The organism is Gracilimonas sp., from assembly GCF_031581265.1.
GTDB lineage: Bacteria > Bacteroidota > Rhodothermia > Balneolales > Balneolaceae > Gracilimonas.
On record NZ_JAVLBQ010000001.1, the window covers coordinates 48,128 to 71,412 of the forward strand.

Sequence of the window (23,285 nt, forward strand, 5' to 3'; positions counted from 1 at the left end):
CAAACGATAGGAGTTTACTTTGGCTGATACCATCAGCATTTTTTTTGTAGGTGATATTGTCGGAGATCCCGGCATTGAAATGACCAATACCTTTCTGCCCAGTCTCATTAATAAATATGACGCGGATTTTGTTATTGCTAATGCAGAAAATTCACATGAAGGATTTGGCACTAACAGGCATATCATAAAAAACCTATTAGATCTTGGTGTTCATGTAGTTACCGGAGGCGATCACTCTTTTGATAAATGGAAAGTATTTGACTACATGCGAGAACATGATCACATTTTGCGCCCCCTAAACTATCCTAAAGGCAACCCCGGATTAGGTTTTAGTCTATTCAATGTGCCTAATAAAAATGTAAAGATTGGGGTCTTAAATTTACAAGGCAGAACTTTTATGAAGGCTATTGATGACCCCTTTTCTGCCGCTGAATGGGCACTGGAAAAAATTAGAGAAGAGACTAACATTATTATAGTTGATTTCCATGCTGAAGCTACCGCAGAAAAACAATCACTCGCTTGGCATATTGATGGTAAGGCTTCTGTACTCATCGGAACTCATACCCATGTACAAACCAATGATGCAAGAATCTTTCCCGGTGGACTTGGCTACCTCACTGATGCAGGCATGACCGGTTCTTTCAATTCTGTAATCGGTATGGATAAGAAAGTATCCATAAAAAGATTTATGACCGGTGTTCACCAAAAATATAGAGCTGCAAGCGGTGACAATAAATTGTGTGGAGTTTTTGCTAAAATTGATGCTGAAACCGGCAAATGTATTCATATTGAGCCCGTAACTTATCCCGGCTTAACTAATACTATTGAATAATGGATGCTGAAAAAATTGTTCTTGAAGCTAAAGATCTGCATAAAAGTTTTCCTGCTGCCCAGGGCAGAGATGAATTACATGTATTGCAAGGGATGGATCTAAGTATTTCTGAAGGATCTGTGACATCCATAATTGGCTCCAGCGGAAGTGGTAAAAGTACATTATTGCATATTTTGGGAGGATTAGACCGACCGGATTCCGGAGACATCTATTGGGATAATGAAAATATAACCGACTATAGTGCAGATGATATGGCTGAATTTCGAAATTCATATATTGGTTTTGTGTTTCAGTTTCATCATTTATTACCCGAATTCAGTGCGTTGGAAAATATCGCCATGCCTTCCCTTATAGCCGGTAAATCATCAAAGGAAGCTTTTGAGAGAGCTAATGATTTATTGAAATTATTTGGAATTGAGAATAGAAAAGAGCATCGTCCTACACAGCTTTCAGGTGGTGAACAACAACGAGTGTCAATGGCCAGGGCACTCATGAATGAGCCCCGGATTATTCTCGCTGATGAGCCTACCGGGAATTTAGATCAGTCAAATACTGATATCATCTTGGATCAACTTTTCCAACTTCGAGAACTTACCGGAGTTTCCGTCCTGCTCATAACACACGAAAAAGAAATTGCAAGTCGTTCAGATCGTATTTTAGAGCTTAAAAACGGTACTTTACATTCACTTTAATGTTTTGGTAAATCCTAAAACAACCCTATTTTTACACCCTTAAAAATCACAGATATTTTAAATCAGAAATTATGTCGAAAAGGCTTTCAAAAGAAGAATTAGAAACAGATCCGTTAATCGATAATTATAATCGGTTAGCAAGCTATTATTTAGAGAATAAAGCTCAGGTTATTTCCATAACTGCTGCTCTTATTATTGTTATAGGCAGTATTTTTGGCTGGAATTTTTATTCAGCTGCCCAAGAAAATAAAGCTCAGGAGCTCCTTTCAATTGCTGAAAATTATTACAACAGCAGCGAATATGAGAATGCTCTTTATGGTAATGATTTTGAACTTACGTATGGGTTTGATCAGATAGCCGATGAATTTCCATGGACCAATGCAGGTAATTTAGCAAACTACTATGCTGCCGTCTCAAGCTTCCAGCTTGGAGATATTGAAAACGCACTCGTGTATATTGAGGAATTTGATGTACCGGAAGGAATTTTGGGAGTCGGTGCACTCTCCTTTCATGGAAAGTTATATTTAGCCAATCAAAACTATGAAGCCGCTGCCGAAAAATTTGTTCAGGCGGCTGAATGGAGTGTAAACAATACTACTACTCCCTCTAACCTATATGAAGCGGCTCAAGCTTACTACGAAGCTGAGAGCTACGAACAGGCTGAAGAGTTGGTAAACAGAATTATCAATGAATATCCACAAAGCAATAAAGTTGCTGATTCGCAGCGTTTGAAAGGAATGATTGCTGCTAAGTAAAAACTAAACTTATTTATACTATATATGAATTAAGGCCTCTATTTGAGGCCTTTTTTATTGGTAGTAATAGACTAAACGGAATTTAAGTAGCTATGGAGGTCTTCATCTGTTTCAATATTCAGTTTCTTTCTCAAACGAGAACGACTGATATACACGCTGGATGGCTTGATATTTAATAAATCTGCAATCTCTTTGGAATCGAACCCAATTTTAATGTAAGCACAAAGTCTAAGATCATACCTGGTCAAGTCTGGAAATTTTTTTCTTAGTTTATCATAAAATTCTTGATGCAACTCGTCTATCTGAATTTCAAAGATCTCGTCCTCTGCATCGATATGTGAATCGATTATTTGTTTAATTTCAGCTGACTTCCTTTCAAAGGATTTAGGATTCTGTTCAATGTTCTTAATTTTCTTTTTCAAAGCTTTCAAGATCCTGTTTTTTTCGTCATTCTCCTTCGTTTTTGTCGCCAGTTCTACAGTTTTACTGCGTAGTTGAGCCTTCATTTTTTCATATTCAGCTTTCATTTTCTCTTCTTCTACAATCTGTAACTGCTGCTGATGTATTTCTTTTTGTTCTCTCAACGAATTTCGCTGATTTAACAACAATTTCTTTTTTTGCTGATTAAGCGATTTATTTTGCCATCGATAGAGTAAGTATGCTAAACCGATAACAAATAGCGTATAAAAAAAGTAGGCATACCATGATAAATACCAGGGAGCTTTTATATCAATCTGTATAGTTTGAGCCTCAGTTATACTCTCTTTGACTTTGGCCCTTACCTGAATTGATCTGGCCCCATAGTCTAACCCAATTAATTCTACTACACCCTCATCCAACCAATTGCCCCAGCCATCATCTGTTCCTTTCTTAAATTGATATCTAACGTTGTCAGCATTAGGTACTATAGCCTCTACCCTTAGATTATTGAATTGATAAGGCAATTCTGCACCGTTGAATGCCTGCATTTGATGATCATTAGTAAATGCTTCTATTTTTCTAATTAATAGCGTATTGGAATTATTAACGTTTTGATAATCTCCGATTCGCACATCTCTTAAAGCGAATCCATTGTAGATGGGAATGAACTCATAATTTGAATTTAGTTGTACCGGCTTTTTGTTTTGCAATAAAACTTCCTGAATTACCTTGTCTGTATTTCGAATGTCCTGCAGGGTAAAATCTCCTGCAGCAGCATCAAAGCCATACACATTAGTCTCAGTAATTACCTCCATCTGTCCTTCGTTTTTACTTAGTATCAAGTCATCACCTTCAAAATTGGCCTCCGGAAAAAACTCACGATTAGTTGGTTCAATACTCTCGTTCAGCTTAATCTTTATAATCCCATAGTTAGGAATATTGACCCAGATAGTTTCATCATTTTCAATCACTATTTGTGTAACAGCACCTACTATAAGCTCCATATTTTTTAGAAAAGTCCATTCTCCATCTTGCTTCTCAAAAATTGAAATTCCATTGTAATTGCCTGCAAACAAATGGTCGTTAGTAGCTTCTACAGTCCAAACACCCTGCCGGTTGTACAAGCTTTCAAATTGTTGACCTTGAAGTGAGTAGAGGCCCTTGTCGTGCCCCACTAATATTTGACCGGCTATTACTTTTAAGTCCCATACTTGTCCTTCTGTACCCGGTATCAGGCTAATATTTTCATTTGAAGAACTGTTATCCAATTCATCCCAAGGAACACTGTACAGCCCTTGGTTAGTCCCCAAATAAAATACATCATTCTCTAAAAAAGCACTATATCCTGTCCCAAAATTTCCCAAATAGTCATTGAAAAAAGTATAAGCACTATTAAGGCTTACTGAGGTAATTCCGTAGTCTAACCCAACCCACAACTTCCTGTTTTTTGAATAATGTAAACTGAGGACTGTATTATTTTGCAATCCCTTACTTTTATTGATGTGGTGTACAATATTGCCTTCTAAATCGGTTATAAAAAGACCGCTTAAAACTGTACCAAAAGCCAAGTGAGAATCTCCAATAGTAGCAAAACTAAATACATTTGAAGAAATGAGCTTTTCTGAAAGATTTGTATGCAGGGACCTAAAATTACCGGATGCAAACTGTATCAATCCCTTATCTTTTGTAACTAAAATAAGGTCATCAGAGTTATCAGCTTTATATATATCAATAACTTCAGGTGAATACCCAGTCGGAAAATCAACAACTTTTGATACTGCTAAAGCCTCAAGTTTATAGAGACCTTCATTATTTATAAAATAAAGTTCATTATTCGTGTCGAAACTATTCTTAATAGTACCCGAAACCGAAATTTTAGTCAGATTACCATCGTCATAAACATAGATATTGCTGGATGAAACAAAGAAAATGTTTCCATTAACAAGATATACTCCCCAAAACTCTTCATTTATTTCATTCAAATCTTCTTTAAACGGATATAATGAAGTGTATTCAAACTTCTGAAATTTATTTTTTTTCCAAACCCCAAAATCTAAGTCAGATCCCGTATAAATGAGTGAGTCATCAACCACTAAAACAGACCTGACAATTCCCTCACTGCCTTTAAAGGATGTCCAATTTCTTCCATCATACTCCAATAACCCCTTATCAGCAGCCATATAAATAATGCCATTCGGGGCAGTGTCAATATCCCATATTTTCCCTTGGTGATGGTAACTTGCCGGAGGATAGTTTTGCATCAATGGTACCCCCTTTTCCGGGAATGACTGGGAAATGGCGGAAACAGTTCCAATGATGGAAATGATAAATGTATATGTAAGTAATCTTTTCAAATAAGCACTCAATTTATGAACATTTAAATATCTAAAAAATATTCCAACTTCCAAGACCGAAATTATGTTCAGCTGAAATGAATTTATTGACTCATAAATTCCACGTTATTTTATTTACAGAAAATTTTTATAAACTATCAGGCATTAAAAAAGCCGATCCTTTTGGAGACCGGCTTAGAAAATAAAACCTTATTTTTTACTTGATCAGCATCATTTTTCTAACCTGAACTTCATTTCCGTATTGAAGTCTATAGGTGTAAACTCCGGAAGCAAGTGCAGATGCATCAAAGGTTACCGTATGCTGTCCGGCTGTTTTGTAGCTATTTACTAAAGTAGCTACTTTTTGCCCTTGAATATTAAACACCTCTATATTTACTTCGCTTCCATTTGGAATGTTATAGGAAATATTGGTAGTTGGATTAAAAGGGTTCGGATAATTCTGATTCAGTGTGAATTTTTCCGGTAATTCATTTCCATCATCAATGCTGGTTGATGTTTCTCTATATAAATAGAGGTTATCCAGGTAAGCAACATCGAGATTCGATGTAATTAAGAATTGTGCAAAAGCACTCATATCTGATCCATTAACTGCATTAAAATCAGCAATAGACACATCTACTGAAACCCACGTGCCAGAATCATCTCCTGATAATGCATAGGTGTATTCAAATGCATTGGTCTCACCGTTGCCACCTGCATGATTGGACCATTTTGGGTTGAATACTTTACCGGTTACATCCGTCTCTGGCGTCCAAAAGTCCATGTGGAAATGAGTCATCTCTGAAGCATCAAAGGCACTTGACACGAAATCAACACCTAAGAAATTTGTGAAGATGATTTTTTTGGTATCGTTATCTTCTATTACAATATCTTCGATATCTGAATCATCCCAGGGGGCAGACCACTGATTGATAGAAATGTTATCGTATGCATTGCTGTATAATGAAATAACATCGGCTGCATCACGTGATGGAGGTGTTGGAGCAGCTGTTTCTGGAACAGGATCTTCTCCGGCTGAGTTATCTACTTTTAAAGAAACATTATCTATCACAACTACACCAACATCGGCACCCATATCAAATAAAACACGGCTATTAGCAGAACCAAATCCTGTAGATCTTAGAGAAAGAGTAAATGTTTGAGTTTCCTCAGTAAGAGTAACTTCCTCAGTAGCAGAAGTAAATGCTCCTTCATTCAAACCAATTCCTGCAATCATAGTACGTGTGTTACCAGAACCAGTAGATGCGTCAAAAGACAAAATGTAATTTTCACCCTGAGCAATTTCTACGCCCTGGCTTAAGTTTACATCAAAAGCATTACCTGCAGAAGTAACATCAGCAAAATTATAACTGTTTCCTCCTTCAGTTCTAATGTTTAATGCATTACCAAACCATGAGCCGTCATCTCCTGCTTCAAAATCACCGTTGGTCAGAAGTTCTTCACCACCACTATCTGAGGCAGCAGTTACCATGATATCATCAACTAAAATAGTTCCGCCTTGATCCTGTTCTGCTCCTGCTGCTAAATTAAACTGAAGTTTAACGGAGTTTGCTGAACTCGAAATTGATTCATGATCAAAAGTAAAAGTGGTGTATTCTGAGTCACTGAGCTCCGAAATAATACCATCATCACGCTGCACCACTGAACCTCCAATATCCGTTAAAACGAATACATTGGTACCAACGAGTGACTCAGACTTAATTGCAACCGATACCGTAACGGCAGTGTCGCCACCAAAGTCGATGTCGGTGAATACTTTTTCCACGATATAGGCTCGACCGCCTTCTCCATCCGCATTAACCCCTCCAAAACGCATAGCTCCGGAAGATTCAACTCCCGCAGTTTCAGCCCATTCAAGGGTTACTTCATCAGGTTTGGCGGCTGCGTCTCCTGCAGTTGTCCAGTCCTGAACCGAAGTGTCTGCATCAAAGGACTCTACGGATAGATCCAAATTGTCCTGTGCTAATGCCAAATTCGACATCGCCAGCAGGGCAAATATTAATAGTGTTGTTAAAGTTGTTGTTTTCATGATCTTATAATTTTGTGTTTATGATTGTAGCTTTTTACTCTTTATTAAATTTTGATTATTAGTTACTTTTTTTAGTTGAATATTTAGTTAAGTTTAAGTTCTAATTTTCTGTTCAGAGAAAGATTGAACAGCCCTTTTAGGCGTTCTGTATATGGTAAAAAGTCCCCAGTGTTTTTCAGGTTCTAAAGGATCGGATGAGCCTTTCCAGTCTTCATCAAAGGCTTCAAAAAAGAAGGTTAGGATGCCTTCTTGCTCAGTCCAGTTCATCAAATTCTCGAAATACTTTTTTTGGTAGTCTTCACTGACATGATTCTGTTTAATTCCATTCCCATTTGATTTTGTTGCCCATCCTGCTTCTGCTATCACCACCGGGATATCCTGATATTTTTCAGCCACGGCGTAGTAATTCTCTTTGGTGTAGTCGATGGCTTCATTTATGTGCTTATATTCCCACACGGGATAGGTGTGTATGGAAATGAAATCCAAAGCTTCAGCAAGCTCCTCCAGCTTAAAGAGCCACGGCATGTAATTTTCGCAAAACGTAACGGGTTGAGCCGTTTTTGCCTTCACCATATTAACATATTCCAACACTTTATCTTCGTGCACATAATGGTCGGTCCAGTCCACACAAGCTTCATTTCCTACTGATAATGAGAAAATTATATCGGAGTATTTGTAAGCAAATCCCGCAAGTTTGTGGATTTTATTTTTGTTCTGAACCGCATTTTCTTCAAGCTCTTTTTCGGAATAGACACCTCCGCCCCAGGGACAATTAAAGTTGTTCATTTCCGCTTCGATGTAAGCGCCAAGCATCACTTTGAAATCCAGGCCTTCTGTTTCGATCACATCAAGGACGGTTTGGGCGTGTTCATCACAATTGTAGAGACGGAGATATTTCCAATGTCCTTCAAGAAGCAATAGATCTTCCTTCACTTCTTCATAACTGGGTGTACTATGCCCGGGGCGCTGTCCTTTCCGGTACCCGGAGTAACAAATGGCGCGAGCCGACTCAATTCCTATTTCCCTGAAGGTGTTCATATTTAGTATTTAAGGTTTCCGTCTTTATCCCAGATGCCCCAAAAAGCACCTACATCGCCTTCCGAACCCACTTTCCATGATTCATCAAAAGAGGCGAAATAGAATACTTCGATATCTTCATCCTGAGACCAAAGGTTCGTGTTGATGAAATACTTCATGGCATTTTCTTCTGAAGGAATGGCTCCGCCTAAACTTTTGCCTTTGCTGGGCCAGCCTGTTTCGGTGATGATCACTCTCTTTCCTTTCCCTGCTTCTTTTGCCTGATGGAACATTTGGCGCATGTGCTGGAAGGAATCTTCAAAACTTGTACCCTCCCAAAATGGATAGCAGTTGCAGAGAATCACATCGCAGGCTTCGGTGATCTCCGGCCGTTGAACGAACTCATAGTAAGCATCTACATAGCCGACCGGAATGTTTTCAGGCAGTCGTTTTTTGACATCTTTGATGTAATTAAGTAACTCCTCTTCTTCCAGGTCTTCGCGATAGAGCACCTCGTTTCCAACTACGGCGATATCCACTAAGCCTTTGTTAGCCAGTTTAATAAGACCGTCAATCTCTTCTTTATTTTTTTCCTCGTCATCTCCAAGCCAAGCACCTACCAGCGTATTCAATCCAAGTTCTTTGGCCACTTTCGGGACGTGCTCATTTCCTTCAATACAGGAGAATGACCGAACCCACTTTGTATGCGGCTTGATGATCTCCATACGTCGCCGAATCTGATCTTCCGAAATGACATCGCCGGGCTCCTGACCTTCTTCATACAAACTGAAGCAAAACCCATGAATGCCACTTTCCAGCACTTCCCGGAAAAGGCAATCCACTTCCTTCTCTGACAACTCTTCCAAATAATTGATCCTGGAAACCTTTTCAGACTCTTTATAACTCAGATATTGTTCTTTTCTAAACGACATTTTAGTTTACTTTTAACTGTTCATTTTTATTCCAGAGGCCCCATCTCGCGCCTACATCTCCTTCGTGTCGGGCTTTCCAGGATTCGTCAAATGAGGAGAAGTAAAACACTTCCACTTCCTCTTTTTCACTCCATTTCTTTAAGCGGATGAAGTATTTCATCATGTTCTCGATGGATGGTTCTGCCTGATCAACGCTCTTTCCGTAAGTCGGCCAGCCTGTTTCTGCAATGATCACTTTCTTATTACCGGCAACCTCTTTTATTAATTCGTACATCTTTGTCAAATACAGTGGTGAATAATCGGCATCATAGCCCTCCCAGAATGGATAACAGTTGGCCAGTACCACATCACAGGCTTCAATTACTTTCGGGCTTTTATGAAGCTGATAGTACGTATCCACATAACTCACCTTCACTCCGGGAAGCGCCTCTTTGACCTGTTTGATATACGCCACGATCTCATCTTCACTCAGTTCTTCTCTCAGCAAGCACTCGTTACCTACGATCACTATATCTGCATAACCAGCTTTGGCAACCTTGATCAAGTTCGCTATCTCTGTTTCATTGACTTCACGATTATCATCGATCCAGGCACCAACAACAGTTTTTAGTCCCATTGTTTTTGCCACTTCGGGGATGAGTTCGTTACCATCAGTACAAGAAAATGAACGGACCCATTTTGTATGTTGGGCCAAAACCTTCATTCTTTTTTCTATTTGCTCCCTTGATAGCTGATCGCCCAGATTTTGCCCTTCCAGGTATGGACTGAAACAGAATCCATGAATACCACTATTCAATGAATCCTTGAAGCTATTTCTTAACTTCTTCATGCTAAGATTATTGATCTCAGAAGCAATTGCTTCTATTTCAGGATCAACAGAGGTCAAAGAAAGCAAGCGATCTTTTTGATAATAATACGGGGCCGGAGCGGCTTCTTTTTCTGCTTTACGGGCATCTAATATTTCCCGAACTTCATTCGCTTTTTCTTCCGTTACGTCATAATCGCGCATCACCCAAAGTGCCACCATTGTTCCAAACATTGGCAGGCCTGAAAAGAATAATCGCAATCCCGTGATCGCTCCTTCAGGTTGGGTATCAAGATTCCCATCAAAACCTACTACGGATAAAATGACTCCACTTAATCCGCCGGCAATCGCAAAACCAAACTTCACCATATACCAGTAAATGGCTCCAAATATTCCCTCTCTTCGCTTTCCGTATTTGAGTTCATCCAGGTCGATAACATCGGCGGTCATCGACATCATCAATACAAACAAACTTCCGATCCCAAATGAGTGAAAAGGTAAGGCCAGCAAGAACAACCAGGGTTCACCGGGGACAAATAAAAACCACAGACTTGCATACCCGAATAATGCAATCGTTTGGGATACCATAAAGGCATTTTTCTTGCCAATCTTTTTAGACATGTGCGAGACAACCGGAATTACCAAAAACGTGGTTACCAATGCACCGGCACTGCCAAACAGTGGTGTCCAAATACCCGCTTCACCGGCATCTCCACCAAATAAGTACCAGACGATAATGAAAAATGAAAATCCTGCAACGGTGTTGAAAGCGTTGAAAATGAAAAAGGTGGAAATACAGAGCTTTCGAAATGGAACGGATGAAAAGGCTTCTTTGAAGCCTCTGAGAATTTCTTTCAGGCTCCGCCCAACATTTTTCAGTGTAAGCGGCTCATAATCCTCATTAACAGTAGATCGACTTGGGATAAAAATTCCGGGAATCATTGCACATATGGCAAATATAACTCCTACCCAAATAGCAAGTTCTCGAGTAGCTTCTTCAGCTGTTGGGAACCAAGCCGGATCGTACATTATCACCCAGAACCACGGAGCAATCACCCAAGCCCATTGCCCAATCCATTGAGCAATAGCCATGATATCGGTTCGTTCGTGGAAATCGTCACTCATTTCATAACCAATAGCCACGTAAGGAACACTGAAGATGGTTAAGCCAATATAGAAGGCAAAAGACCAAAACAAGAAATACCCGAAATTGTAATTGACCGAATTTTCAGCATATAGTTGCCACATGATCGTGAAGGCAACGCCCATGATGACGGCCCCGGTGATCACATACTGTCGTCTTCTTCCCCACCTTGATCTGGTATTGTCTGATATAAATCCCATGATAGGATCGGTTACCGCGTCAAGAACCCTGGGCAGAAAATAAACAATGCCCCACATCCAGCCCGGAAAACCAAGGTTCTGCACCAGCACTACCATAAAAATTCCCAGTGTAGCCGGAAACATCTGATTGGCCAACATCCCCATCCCAAATGCAATTTTGTGACGGTATGGAACCTTCTTTTTAGTAGCTTTAGCCTGTGACATGTTTTATCTATTTATGATTTCGTATCTGATCATTCACTCGCAGGGATCACCACGGTTTGAATGGCTTTACCTTGTATTTCGAACGATGCCTTTTGTCCATTCAGATCTAATTCGATCCCCTTTTGGGCTTCACCCTGATTCAACAAAACTACCGCAATAGAACCATCCGGATTCTGAGCGGCTGTAAGCATTAACTCATCGTCGCTAATCTCATGCCCAATTCTTACGGCACCCGGACGGATATATCGGCTGAAGTGACTCATAGTGTAATACAGTGGCGTGTAATAAACCTCGTCTGCATCAGGATCTACAATGACCGGAGCCACACACCAATTTTCAGCCCAATTCGGACCGCCTTGACGATTAAGAACCATATTCCAGTCCACCCAGCCATCTACCCAGTTATTCAAGGTACCTATCATATCTCGCGCATAACGAAATACCGGTACATATTTGGGATGCAGGTGCTTACGATCTTCCGGAGCCCAATCCCATCCCCAGTCTGTGGCCTCTTTTGACCAATACCAGGCATCATCTTTCCAGGCCGGGATATCTGCATCCACTGTGGCTTCTGTTTGAATGAGATGCTTATTCGGCGCTTTTTGATGCGCATACTGAAGCTCTTCGGCAAAGATCTTATACGTACTTGCATACCAGTGCACGGCCGTTCCGTCATAATACTGGGCAGCTTCTTCGTCATCATACATCGCGTCCACCCACTCAATAAGTTCCTCGTGACGGTTTTGGTCATAGCCTAACAATTTGATATCTGCATAACCGTCATTTTCCAACTGTGGACCCAGATGATTCTTCACAAACTCGTTCTGTTCTTCCGGGGTGAAGTGCATGCTTTCCCAGTTGCTGTCGTTGCCCAGCGGTTCGTTTTCTACCGTGATTCCCCAAATGTCGATGCCTTCTTCTTTGTAGGCCGTCAAATATTTAGAGAAAAACAGCGCCCAGGTATCATAATATTCCGGAAGCAGTTTACCGCCTTTCCAATCGTTGTTGTCTTTCATCCAGGGCGGAGCAGTCCACGGTGAGGAAATAATCTTGAAGCCATCTTGGGAAATTTTCATTGCATCTTTGATCATCGGAATGAGATCATCCCGGTCTTCTTCAATGGAGAAGTTTTCAAGGTTGCGATCACCCGGTACAGGAGCATATGAATAGTTCCCCAGCGAAAAGTCACTGGAGTTCATATGCGTACGAGTGAGTGAGTATTTCGCACCGGATTCCCCAAAATAGGCTTCAAGGATATCGTTTCTATTTTCTTCACTTAGTTCATTCAACAGGTAAGCACTAGCCTCGGTGAAGGAACCTCCGATTCCAGTAATTTCCTGGAAGGTTTTTTCTGGGTTGATGGTCACCTTAATTGGATTGTCAGCTTCCGAAAGCGCTTCTAATTTTGTGAGTTTATTACCGGATTCGGAAGTTTCGTAGATCTCTACATCCAGCGAATCTGAATTTGTACAGCTGGCCATCAAAACGATTATTGGTAAAATGGTAAGTAGTTCAAACTGTGGTAGCATAGTTTACTCCTGTTCTTGTTTTGCCTGGATCTCAGCATCCGTGGGCGGTACTTTCACCGTTTCCATCAGCGCATCCAGGTCCCCGTTAAATGTTTTGGTGATGGGTTTTCCATCCCGTGTTAGTCCGTCAAAAACACCCGATTCTACTTCATCCCAAAGCATATATTTGGCTTCCGATTGGAGGTTGATCAACCCAAAATGATTTTCTGATCCCAACTGATTTGTGGCATCTTTCCACTTCTCATCAAAAGCCTCGAAATAGAAAACTGAAACACCATTTTCTTCTGACCACTCCCGAATCAATTCATAATACCGGGCAGATTTAAACTCATCCGTAGCCCGAGAACCTTCATCTCCGTAATACCCATTGGAAACGGTTGCCCAACCGGTTTCGCCAATATGAACCTGCTTATCCACGCCCTGACTTTTCATGTAATCCACCACCCCTTGGTATTGAGAGACTGAATATTCCAGTGACCGCTGCATGGCAGCTTCAATTTTCTCCATATCGCTGAGTTCTGTTTCGTCCTCGCGAACGCCCCAGAAATCGGGATTGTAATGCGTGTCGTGCATCGGGTAGGTGTGCATGGAAATGTAATCCACAGCTTTGATGAGTTTGTTGAGATCTTCTTTGTGATACTCACTTCCTCCCCCGCCCCAAGAAGCAAAATTGTCGGAACTGGTGATCCAAAGCGATTCAGGTAATTCTCCTTCATCTTTCAAATTTTGAAGGTGATTCACCCATCGCAAAATGATACCAGGCTCCACCCAATATTCGGTTTGCCAGTGAACCATAGCTTCGTTACCCACGGCGATCACTTTCACGACATCGGGATATTCTTTGGCAAGATTAGCCGCCCTTTCAATTTCTTTGGAATTACGAGGACTGTCTTCATCACGTATACGTTCCGGTTCATCGGTCCAGGCATTTTTAGCATCGATCCAGGCCCCCATCATCACGTACATTTCGAAGTCAGGATCTTCCTCCTTCATCTCACTAATTGCCTTTAACAACCGGGGTACGGCCTCAAGATATACATTGTAGGTCCTTATGATCTTTATTCCTATAGCAGACAAAATTCGCATGTCTTCTTTTAGTTCAGGAATAGTTGGCACGCTGTCGCGGGTAATTTCGCGGTAACCGCTATATGATATTGCGGGATAGTTTATGGGATCAGCCAGGATTTCTTCAGCCGTGATCGTCTGCTCATTCATAGGATTTTCGGCTTGATCACCGCAGCTCATAAATAGCACGGAGGCTATCAGGATGTTATATATCAGTGGTTTGTGCATGGTGATCAAGGTTTAGGGTTATAGGAGGTATTCCGGTTTCAGCGACACTGTTATTTTTTTAATGTCTCCGCTGCGTTTAAAAATTTGCTGTGAGATTTCTTTATCGAGTTTTGTGTTTCGAAAGGTTCCGATTGAACCATCACTCATTTCAACTTTCAGGCCATCGGCATCCGAAATGTGATACGTCACCGGAACCTGGCAATACGTGAAGGCAAGTACCTGTGAAGGAACTTCTATCTGATAGTTTTCCTGATCTAATGAGATCAATGCTACTTCCCTGCTTTCTTTCGTGAACTCATTTTTCTTAAGCAAAAATGGGTTGAATTCGATCTGACCGTCTTCAACGCGAATGCCCAGTTCTCCAATTCTGGCAAGAATGTCTTCCTTCACCTGACCGGTCATTCCGGGTTGCTGCGCTCCGCGAAATTCCGGCGTGTGAGAATATGGATCGGTAGGGAAAGCGCCGTACACTTCCGGCGATTTATGAACTCCAATGCCTTCACCGATCTCTTCGAAATGTCGGGCTAATTTTTGCTGAACGGCTTGATCGGCATCTCCGTGATTTGCGGCCTCACAAACCTCATACACCGCCAGGTACAGTTTCGAAACCATGTGCCAGTAAATAGAACCCAAACCTTCATAAGCAAAGAATGTCCCCGAACGCCCCGTAAATGCTTTGTGATTAAAGACTTCTTCAAAAATCTGAAGAATCAGTTTTTCTTGTTTTTTGGCAAGACTGGCATATTGGGTTGAACTAAGTTCATCCAACGCATCCTTTAAGTCCCGGGCATTTTTGAAATTTCCGCTGAAATGATAACCGCCGTTTATATCTTTCTGAATGATCTGACTATGCCCGTCTTCCAACAGTTGCTTCAATAGCTCTGAGCGTTCTACGGATTTTTCGGGAATGTTATTACGCTCCAAAAACCCCGATAATTCTTTGTTGGGATACAAAATGTAACTCTGCTGATCTTTCCGATAGAGCGAACTGTTTCGTAGCGCATCCAACAGCTTCACCGATTCTTCCGGTGTTAAATATCCTGAACTTAAAACGGCAACTTGTCCTTCAAGCATTTCTTCGAGGTAGGAAATCGAGATCCCATCTTCCTCTAAACTCATAATGTTGTAGGCGTGATAGAGATCATCTTTTCGCTTATTCACTTCAATAGAATGCTCCAGATGATCGAGCGCCATCTGAATAAATGCTGCGATCTCAGCGGTTGCAATAGTGGTTCGCTCACCGGAAAATCCGTTTTCATAGATTGCATTTCTAAACTTGCTTCCGGCTTTTCCAAGGGCTTCGGTGATCGCTTTGCGGTCTTTGACACTAATGCTTCCATCTAAAAGATCTACATGATCGCTCAAGACGCCGTGAATTCCCTTAAAAAACTCCTTCATTTCTTCAGAAACCGAAACTTCATCTAGCTCGGCCTGATCCATGATTGGCTCAAAGAACTTCAAAAATCGGCGCAGGTAGTACAGCGTCACCATCGACACGCCATTTCCGACCAGCGCATTGTTGGCATCGTTCCATTCCGGCCGCTGCGTGTTCATCCATATTCCGGCTTCTGGGATAAAATTGGAGACTTTGGCCAACACCGTTGCCAGCAACTTCTCCATGAAATTAACACGATGAATGTCATCCTTTTCACTGCCTCGCAATGCGCCATCAGCTCCCAGCTTTTCTACTTTGGCGCGAATTTCGGCATCGGCAACATTATCAAATTCAATGGTATCTTTGGGATCTTTGGCAATGTCGTCGTAGCCCTTTATTCGATACGGAACGTTGGCATACACAAACACCTCTTTGTCAAAGAGTTGCTCAAGTGCTTCCGGCTCGTGTGACTGATAAAATTCCAAGAACTTGAGCAGGTAAATGATCTGATGATCACCCCAATACCCGATAAATGACCAAGGATCATCCGGATCGGCAATTTCCCAGTCGAAGCCATCCTTCGTAACGCGATATGGATTGTAGCCATCAAAGGTAGATGCGTTCAGAAATTTGAAGATCATCCCCTCAATAAACTTGGGATAGGAATGTGCCAGCGCTTCCCAATTCTGGAAAATATCTCGCCAATTGCCCTCATAATCCAGGATCTTGGAGCCGTCCACTTCGTTGTGGGTGTTGATGGAAAACTTGTTCCACGGTCGACTCGGATCTCCGTGCCGGCGACTGAATTTTAGGGGCAGATATTCTTTTCCAAGTCGCGTAAGATCGGGATCATCTGCATTCGAGAGTTTTTGATCCAGCGTGAATTTGTCAAACGTGTCATCCAGTCCTTCGAGGAACGTTGCGTTGTTTTTGACTACCTCTTTGCTGGCATTGTTCAGGTACGCAACAAAATCCTTTTTCTCGATTCGGTAGTTGTGATCGAAAGTCCCACCCCGCATGATATTGAACAGCGTATTCGAAAAGTGCCGGGCATTTTTGAGCTGATCTGAACTGTGCTGAATTCCATCTGCCCCGGCTACCAATTGCTTGAGTTTTTGAGTGCCGCGTTCAACATCAGCAAGTACTTTTTCTTCAAGTTCACGGTCTCCCTTCAGTGCTTCATTCAGTGCTACCACCTGAGCATGATTCTGGTTCACATTGGCAACCATCATCCATTCTTGGGTTGAACCGGATGAAAGCTCCAGATCAGATAAAACGAAATACGCCCCCTTCTCCGCTTTGATGTCTTCTTCTTGCTGAACCGATTCTTTCTTCCTGAATCGATTCAGTTGAAGTGAAGACAAAAGATAGGTTGGGTTTTGAAGTCCTTTTGACCAAGCCACATTCGCTTTCAAAGCCTCACTCGGTTCTGCCTTATCCACGATGATGGCGCTTAAAGCGTAAATACCCAGCCCGGTTTCCGAAACCAATTCGCTGCGCTTGTACGCATCTACCAAATTGCTCGATCGGTTTTGGAGATCACTGCTCACACCATACGGCATGATATTCTGCATACCATCCAGCACTCGGATTTTTAGGTCATCATCGGAATTGTTGATTAATTCTGACTTCCTGACAAAACCGTATAGATTGCTGGAATTCCATTGGTATCGAAAGGTAAGCCCGATATCATGGTTGATCTCTTCAAACAAGATCTTATTCCCGTGCCAGCTCTTGAACACATTTCGGGAGGTTTCATAGCGAAATTCATCCCGATTGGAAAATGGTTCCCAAACCTGAGTTTCACCATTCACTTTAACCTGAAAAATAGTTTTGCTACCGGTAGTATGTGCTAATTCCGTGATTTTATCATCAGTATAGTATGGGAAAAGTGCATGTTCAGCATTCTTTCGTCCGGCAGTGAGTCCGCCATTACTTGATATGAACATCCAGTGGTTAGAGTCACTTACTATACTCATGAAAAAAGGCCTCATTTCGTCAAAATCGGAGATCTTAAACCATTCTTCATCATTAATATTTTGTACTGTTATGGACACGTGTTATTTCTGTACTTAAATTTTATTGTTAATTTTTCGCCTCAGAATTATCAAATAAGTTTAATCTTCATAAACCCTTACATAATCTACTTTCATCGTCTGTGGAAAACGGGTTGAACTATTAGGAGGACCTACAAACGTACCTCCAACCGCTACATTCAAAATGATGTAAAACGAATTGTCATTAAAAACCCATTCTCCACTTACATCCCCGGGAGTAATTTCATTGTAAAGCACATCATCTACATAATATCGGATCACATCAGGTTCCCACTCAATTGCAAAAACATGGAAGTCTGTGTCGAATCTTCCATTCATCAATTGATAACTGTCTGTCACCGCGTTACCTGCAGAATATCCCGGTCCGTGGACGCTACCGTGAATGATGGTTGGCTGTTGCCCTCTGTACTCCATGATGTCGATTTCCCCAATCTGCGGCCAACTCACAGTGCCACCGGAGTCGTCTCCCAACAACCAAAAGGCTGGCCATATACCCTGTCCCCAAGGCAGCATTATTCGGGCTTCGTATCGGCCGTAGATACTTTCAAATTTATCTCTCGTTAGGATCTTTGCAGAGGTATAATTGGATCCGTCAAAGGATTCGCTCTTCGCAGTTATATTAAGCATTCCGTCTTCCACAGAGATGTTTTCAGGACGGTCCGTGTAGTACTGAAGCTCATTATTACCCCAGCCGGGTTGCCCGAAGATCTCCTCTCCTGTTCCGATGTCAAATGACCATTTTTCGGGATCAGGGTTTCCTTCATCTTCAAATTCATCCTGCCAAACTATATTTGTATAAGTATCCTCAGGTTCATTATTGCTGTCACAATTCACAAACAGAAGAGTGACCATGAATAGTGCTAATGGAATTCTGAGCGAAATTTTCATGTACTTAAATAATTTCTATAGGGTTCGGTTTTTGGTTCAATCCTATCGATACAGATAAATATTATCTACATAGATCGTAGCCCCTTGCAAGGCAGGACCTGAATCAGTATCAAATACAATCTGGCCAAGATTTGATCTGTTGGACATTCCGGAGATATCAAGATCAATAGTAATCCACTGCCCTGACACCAATGCAGGGTTGGTGCCTGTAGTTATATTAATGCGTGATGTTGTATCATCTCCACCTCCAAAGGCATCATCAGCACCGAAATCTCTAAGGTTCACAGCAAAAGCGGAACCGGAAGGAACATTATTGGGCAGGTAGATATCCACACTGAGGTTTGTCATAGTACTTCCATCTATGGTGGGTACATTTTGATTGAACTCAATGCCCACAAAGTTGAAATTCTCGTATCCAAGTACACTGTTTCCATTAACTGTAAAGTCACTGGAAGTGGTTGTTTGAAATGGTTCATAAAAGCCGTTGTAGAAATCAACGGGTTCATTTTCATAGGCATCACTGAAAATAGATATCACATTTTCGGGAGCTATTGTTGGAGTCGGAGCCGGAGTAAATTCCCCAATTGACTCAACGGTGAGAGAGCCATTAGCCGAAATTCCACTTAACGATGCAGTAATCTCTGTTGTACCTTCACCGATCACAGAAACTGTACCATCTTCATTGACCGTGGCTACGCTTGGGTCTGATGATTCAAATTCAAAATATGACGGTGCTGCGCCCACGGTAATATCTACACCATTGGCCTGATTAATGGTATAGCTAAGCCCTGAAACCTGGATATTTGACCCTACAAAACTGGTTTCGGTCTGCTCGTTTCCATTAACGATAGCTGGCCTTGGTTGCGCCAACCCGGATATGTTTTCATATTTTAGTTCGTCAACCCAGAATGAATATCCATCGCCATCTTCAGGTCCTTCTGAGTACCAAAACAACCCTTGTGATGAAGTTAGAACAGACGGGTCCGGAATTGGAATAACGTATTTCTCCCAATTTGTGGTCAGTTTCAAGCCACTCAATGCCACCTCATATTCATTCCCAAGAAAATCTTGCCCGAATCCTATATCATTTATGGTTCCGGCTTTAGTCCCTTTGGCATAAAAGGTAAGAGCATTGTAGGATGTTAAATTCCTTCCTCCATTTTCATCTCTGAATATGGCACCTGCGTAGGCTCCTCGAGGATCCCCCACATTTGGTACATCGAAGCGCATAGCTGCAGCACTGTTGTTATAGGTATCATCCCCTTCTTCTACGCTGAATGCATCTTCCCTGGAGCCTTGATAGGGAAAATATTCCAAACCAGAACTAAATCCCTCAATGAATACATTGGGGTTAGAAGGAAAGTCAGGTTCTTCTAAACCATCAACAGAACGTTCGCAACCTGCTACAGTAAACATGAGCAGTAAGCTTGCCAATATGGTGCGTTTGGTATTTTTTGTGAACATATTCTTCATGTTTCTCACCTGTTATTAATTCGTTATATCAATTTGTATGTATGTCCTAAACTCCCACTCACTGCCATTATCAAATCCGGGGGCTGTTGGGTCAGGTACGAGTTCACCACTGACATCCATCATATATGTTGGAGCATATCGCGGTGAATACTCATTCAATGATCTCCATGTACCTCGTACCCCAATTCGGGTGGAAGGCAGATCAAACCAATCGGGTTTTCCTAAGTCCGTAGAAAAGTCTAACATCAGCTGTAAGGGGAACGTCAGGTTGAAGTCACGGTGATAATCGTAGGGTCCCCAATCGTTCACTTTCACGAAACTATTGAGTTTCACCTTTTTATAAATCATTCTAACATCGCCGCCATATCGAGTGATCAGCCTTGGGTCGCTGCCGTTAGCCTGAGCATCTCCACCGTATAGGTTAGCAATGATCCCTAAGTCTCTGTTTACTTTCGAAACTATCCTGGTGTGTACTTCCCAAAGGTCTTCCGCAGGTGGAGCACCGGGGAATGGGAAAAATGTACGTCCATCAGGCAGAATCCCTATTGCGGCATCACGAGTGGTTGGCAAGTGCCGGTAGACAAAACCTAAACTCATTGCAAAACGAGCATCTTCGGCAATATCGTTGTTCCATTCATACATGTAAGTGCCCGGGGTAGGATCGTATGTAAGTAATAATTCACCTGATATTTGCTCACGGTTACCTCCAACTACAAAAGGATCATCAAGAATATTACGCGGCCTTCCGGGAGCATTTACATCAGATGGAATTGGCCCCTCAATGGGCTTTTGCCATAAAAAGTTAGGAGCAATCTGTAAGTTGCCAATGTTGTATGTAAATCCTGATAAGAAATTATATTGATTCCCGCTTCCGCTGTCTTTGAGTCTCCATCCCGTAAAAGTCATTGTTTGATCTGCACCACCGTTGGCCACTAAGCCCATTAGTGCTGATTGTGCATACCAATTGAATACTCCGCTTTCGTAGGTTAATTTTATTTTTCCACCCCAGTTGTCTTCTGGTTTAATTTGGTCAACATACACATCATAATTACCGTTGCCTTGTTCACGGGCCAGTTGGAAGTCACGACCATTCAAAGGCTGACCTGCCCATATACCACCAAGTTCTACCCCAATGTTTCCAAACTGTCGGTCGGCATGAACCGTAAATCGTCTTGTTTTAGGCTGTGGAATAGCAAAAGAACTCCCCGTTAAACCCTGTCGTTCTATGTCTTCATGGAAGATTCCGGTTAAGTTAGTCTGTCCTACATTTGTGGAATATTTCAGCAATACCGCCGGGTTAGCTCCCCACCACAACTGTGGACCAAAAGCAAGCTTAAAACCGTCAAACATTTTTTTACCCTCTGCTTCAAAACCAAAGGGCGCGATGCCATTGTAGATATCAATTTGATCACCATAGTTAGCTTCAGGGTATAATCCGAAGAAATCTCCTTCATATCCCCAGTGATAGTGACCGGTACGATAAAAGCCATCGAGATTAAAGTACTCTTGGTTCCATGAATAACTTGCGCTGTAAACCTCAACCCTGTTTAATGATTCAGCTGTTACATTACCATTTTGCCCAAGTAGCTCTACAGCCCTGCCCCGGTTCTCATAAAAAATCTCATCGATCGGATTTTCAGCTACATTACCTAAAATATTGGTAACAACCTCGGCCCTCATATTTGGAGCCGGATTGGCCTCTACACCAATGAAATAGGATTGCATGTGGTCGAAACCTAATTCATCCGGATATTGTACTTCATTCGGATTGGCATTATCGGGAGTTGTTATAATATCTCCTCCGGTGTTAAACGTTTCGAATGTTGCGGAAAATCTACTTAGAGAAATGAGATCAGAACCACCCTCGGATTGTCCTCCACCTGATTGGGCGCGTAGTTCTGCATCGATTAATGAGATGTTGGAGAAGTAGCTTTCCAAATCGTTTTCTTCAACTCCTTCTGCATATGGGTCAAATTGGTGTACTTCTTTTAGCATATAATAGGCGGCTCTTGGATAAAGCTCATAAAACCCATCCAGGCTAGTTGGCCCTTTAGCCATTATACCAAACCATTCTTCATTCATGTTATTCTCGCCCGGTACATGGTCGAATGTATATCCCCCGTTTTCCCATGACGCGTTAGTATCATGCGTATTCAAACCTTCAGTTTGTCCGAATTTCCACCATCCATCGCTGAACTGAAAAGTAAAACCTCCTATGGAATTATCACTGCCTCCCAACCCGGCTGCGTTATTGTAGATCTCTTTCCAATTACTAAATAAATAATTGGCTTGAGCCCCTTGCGCTTCTTGTAAGGTTTGAGCATTAAATGCATCTGAACCAAACTCAGTAAGCAAAACCGGCTTATCATATTCATTATCTACCCGTTCATATAGATCAGTGAAGGTCATTCCGCGATAGGTGTTGGTGCCGAAGATGTCAATATCCGGGGCTAATTCTGCGATTAAGTCCATGAACAACAGATCACCATTGGCTATGGCAATAGGTCGGCTGTCATCAACTTGCTTCATTTGTACAGCAGCTTCATTAAAAAGCTTGTACATAGCACGTGCTCTAATTGTCGACTTTCGGTCTTCAATTGGAATATCCTCCGTTTCAGCCCCTCCCCAGAATAAACCATAGTTATTTTCATTCCCCAGTAAAAATAAAAGTAAACCCGGTGTGTCTTTATATTCTTCAACCAGCTCAGTGACTTCACTTAACAATAATTCCTGAACTCTGGGATCAGCATATTCTGTATTAGCCATCCAGGCTCCGTCTATGGTCAATCCATACCGACCAAATGAATGGTTGAGCATCGTATAAATTCCATAGTTCTCGTATATATAGGTGATCCACCGTTTGGGAATACCGGTATAAACTCGAATAGCATTTACTCCCATGTTTTTTAGCAGAGCCATTTCATAATCAAGGGCTTTTTGTATGAACTCCGGAGACTGATTCCATAAACTGTAAGCGTAGTTAGTGCCCCTTGGAAAATAATCCCAGTTCATACCATTAATCATTTGGGGTTCACCGTCAACAAGCAGTTGCCACCCCTCCTGTGTTTTTTCTACAGATACTTGTTCTGATTGTGCCATTACTGCAGTGGATATGCTCAGTAATAGAATGAGTAGAAAAACGGGCTTTTTCATATCTAATTTGTTTAGTCATTTTCATTCATAAAGGTGAAGGCAATTTTGCCTGGAAATGCCTTAACGCACCAGACATTATAATAGGCGAGCAGAAATATCAATATTTACAATGTATATACAGTGTACTTTGGAA

At 41.6% G+C, this 23,285-nt stretch carries 14 protein-coding genes; 3 read left to right on the forward strand and 11 right to left on the reverse strand.

All coding sequences use genetic code 11. The features are described 5' to 3' along the window. The first annotated feature begins 19 nt into the window (after positions 1–19). From RI561_RS00200 to RI561_RS00210, 3 genes are all read left to right on the forward strand, one after another. Complete coding sequence (locus RI561_RS00200; protein WP_395078189.1) at positions 20–832, forward strand: TIGR00282 family metallophosphoesterase; 813 nt, start codon at positions 20–22, stop codon at positions 830–832. Beyond that, on the forward strand, positions 832–1,524 hold the full coding sequence (locus tag RI561_RS00205; RefSeq protein WP_395078190.1) for an ABC transporter ATP-binding protein: 693 nt from the start codon (positions 832–834) through the stop codon (positions 1,522–1,524). The genes RI561_RS00200 and RI561_RS00205 overlap by 1 nt, the downstream gene beginning before the upstream one ends. A gap of 71 nt (positions 1,525–1,595) precedes the next feature. Beyond that, a complete protein-coding gene (locus RI561_RS00210; protein ID WP_395078191.1) occupies positions 1,596–2,279 on the forward strand; it encodes a tetratricopeptide repeat protein in 684 nt (227 codons plus the stop codon). Positions 2,280–2,350: 71 nt separating this feature from the next. Here RI561_RS00210 and RI561_RS00215 read toward each other — a convergent pair whose 3' ends face one another. The 11 genes from RI561_RS00215 to RI561_RS00265 all read right to left on the reverse strand — a co-directional run bounded on the left by RI561_RS00215 (position 2,351) and on the right by RI561_RS00265 (position 23,152). Next, a complete protein-coding gene (locus tag RI561_RS00215) occupies positions 2,351–5,053 on the reverse strand; it encodes a LuxR C-terminal-related transcriptional regulator (protein ID WP_395078192.1) in 2,703 nt (900 codons plus the stop codon). Between the two features lie 196 nt (positions 5,054–5,249). Beyond that, positions 5,250–7,082, reverse strand: a complete 1,833-nt coding sequence (locus RI561_RS00220) for a T9SS type A sorting domain-containing protein (protein ID WP_395078193.1) — start codon at positions 7,080–7,082, stop codon at positions 5,250–5,252. A gap of 93 nt (positions 7,083–7,175) precedes the next feature. Then, positions 7,176–8,120, reverse strand: coding sequence for a glycosyl hydrolase family 17 protein (locus RI561_RS00225; RefSeq protein WP_395078194.1), 945 nt, complete (start codon positions 8,118–8,120; stop codon positions 7,176–7,178). A 2-nt stretch (positions 8,121–8,122) separates the two neighbouring features. After that, on the reverse strand, positions 8,123–9,031 hold the full coding sequence (locus RI561_RS00230) for a glycosyl hydrolase family 17 protein (RefSeq protein ID WP_395078195.1): 909 nt from the start codon (positions 9,029–9,031) through the stop codon (positions 8,123–8,125). A 1-nt stretch (position 9,032) separates the two neighbouring features. Next, positions 9,033–11,384 (reverse strand): MFS transporter, encoded by a 2,352-nt coding sequence (locus RI561_RS00235; protein ID WP_395078196.1) that lies wholly within the window; start codon positions 11,382–11,384, stop codon positions 9,033–9,035. 29 nt (positions 11,385–11,413) lie between these two features. Beyond that, positions 11,414–12,913 carry a glycoside hydrolase family 30 beta sandwich domain-containing protein gene (locus RI561_RS00240; protein WP_395078197.1) on the reverse strand — a complete coding sequence of 500 codons (1,500 nt, stop codon included), beginning with the start codon at positions 12,911–12,913 and terminating at the stop codon, positions 11,414–11,416. A 3-nt stretch (positions 12,914–12,916) separates the two neighbouring features. Beyond that, positions 12,917–14,206: a glycosyl hydrolase family 17 gene (locus tag RI561_RS00245; protein ID WP_395078198.1), complete on the reverse strand. Its 1,290-nt coding sequence runs from the start codon at positions 14,204–14,206 to the stop codon at positions 12,917–12,919. A gap of 18 nt (positions 14,207–14,224) precedes the next feature. Continuing rightward, positions 14,225–17,638: a hypothetical protein gene (locus RI561_RS00250; RefSeq protein ID WP_395078199.1), complete on the reverse strand. Its 3,414-nt coding sequence runs from the start codon at positions 17,636–17,638 to the stop codon at positions 14,225–14,227. 60 nt (positions 17,639–17,698) lie between these two features. After that, complete coding sequence (locus RI561_RS00255) at positions 17,699–18,526, reverse strand: family 16 glycosylhydrolase (RefSeq protein ID WP_395078200.1); 828 nt, start codon at positions 18,524–18,526, stop codon at positions 17,699–17,701. Between the two features lie 42 nt (positions 18,527–18,568). Further along, a complete protein-coding gene (locus RI561_RS00260) occupies positions 18,569–19,990 on the reverse strand; it encodes an Ig-like domain-containing protein (RefSeq protein WP_395078201.1) in 1,422 nt (473 codons plus the stop codon). A gap of 24 nt (positions 19,991–20,014) precedes the next feature. Further along, complete coding sequence (locus RI561_RS00265; protein WP_395078202.1) at positions 20,015–23,152, reverse strand: glycoside hydrolase family 2 TIM barrel-domain containing protein; 3,138 nt, start codon at positions 23,150–23,152, stop codon at positions 20,015–20,017. Positions 23,153–23,285: the final 133 nt, after the last annotated feature.

Coding starts and splice junctions, on each gene's coding strand:
- RI561_RS00260 (WP_395078201.1), bottom strand. CDS start 19,990: ATGTTCACAAAAAATACCAAACGCACCATATTGGCAAGCTTACTGCTC.
- RI561_RS00265 (WP_395078202.1), bottom strand. CDS start 23,152: ATGAAAAAGCCCGTTTTTCTACTCATTCTATTACTGAGCATATCCACT.
- RI561_RS00230 (WP_395078195.1), bottom strand. CDS start 9,031: ATGTCGTTTAGAAAAGAACAATATCTGAGTTATAAAGAGTCTGAAAAG.
- RI561_RS00205 (WP_395078190.1), top strand. CDS start 832: ATGGATGCTGAAAAAATTGTTCTTGAAGCTAAAGATCTGCATAAAAGT.
- RI561_RS00240 (WP_395078197.1), bottom strand. CDS start 12,913: ATGCTACCACAGTTTGAACTACTTACCATTTTACCAATAATCGTTTTG.
- RI561_RS00235 (WP_395078196.1), bottom strand. CDS start 11,384: ATGTCACAGGCTAAAGCTACTAAAAAGAAGGTTCCATACCGTCACAAA.
- RI561_RS00245 (WP_395078198.1), bottom strand. CDS start 14,206: ATGCACAAACCACTGATATATAACATCCTGATAGCCTCCGTGCTATTT.
- RI561_RS00225 (WP_395078194.1), bottom strand. CDS start 8,120: ATGAACACCTTCAGGGAAATAGGAATTGAGTCGGCTCGCGCCATTTGT.
- RI561_RS00210 (WP_395078191.1), top strand. CDS start 1,596: ATGTCGAAAAGGCTTTCAAAAGAAGAATTAGAAACAGATCCGTTAATC.
- RI561_RS00255 (WP_395078200.1), bottom strand. CDS start 18,526: ATGAAAATTTCGCTCAGAATTCCATTAGCACTATTCATGGTCACTCTT.
- RI561_RS00220 (WP_395078193.1), bottom strand. CDS start 7,082: ATGAAAACAACAACTTTAACAACACTATTAATATTTGCCCTGCTGGCG.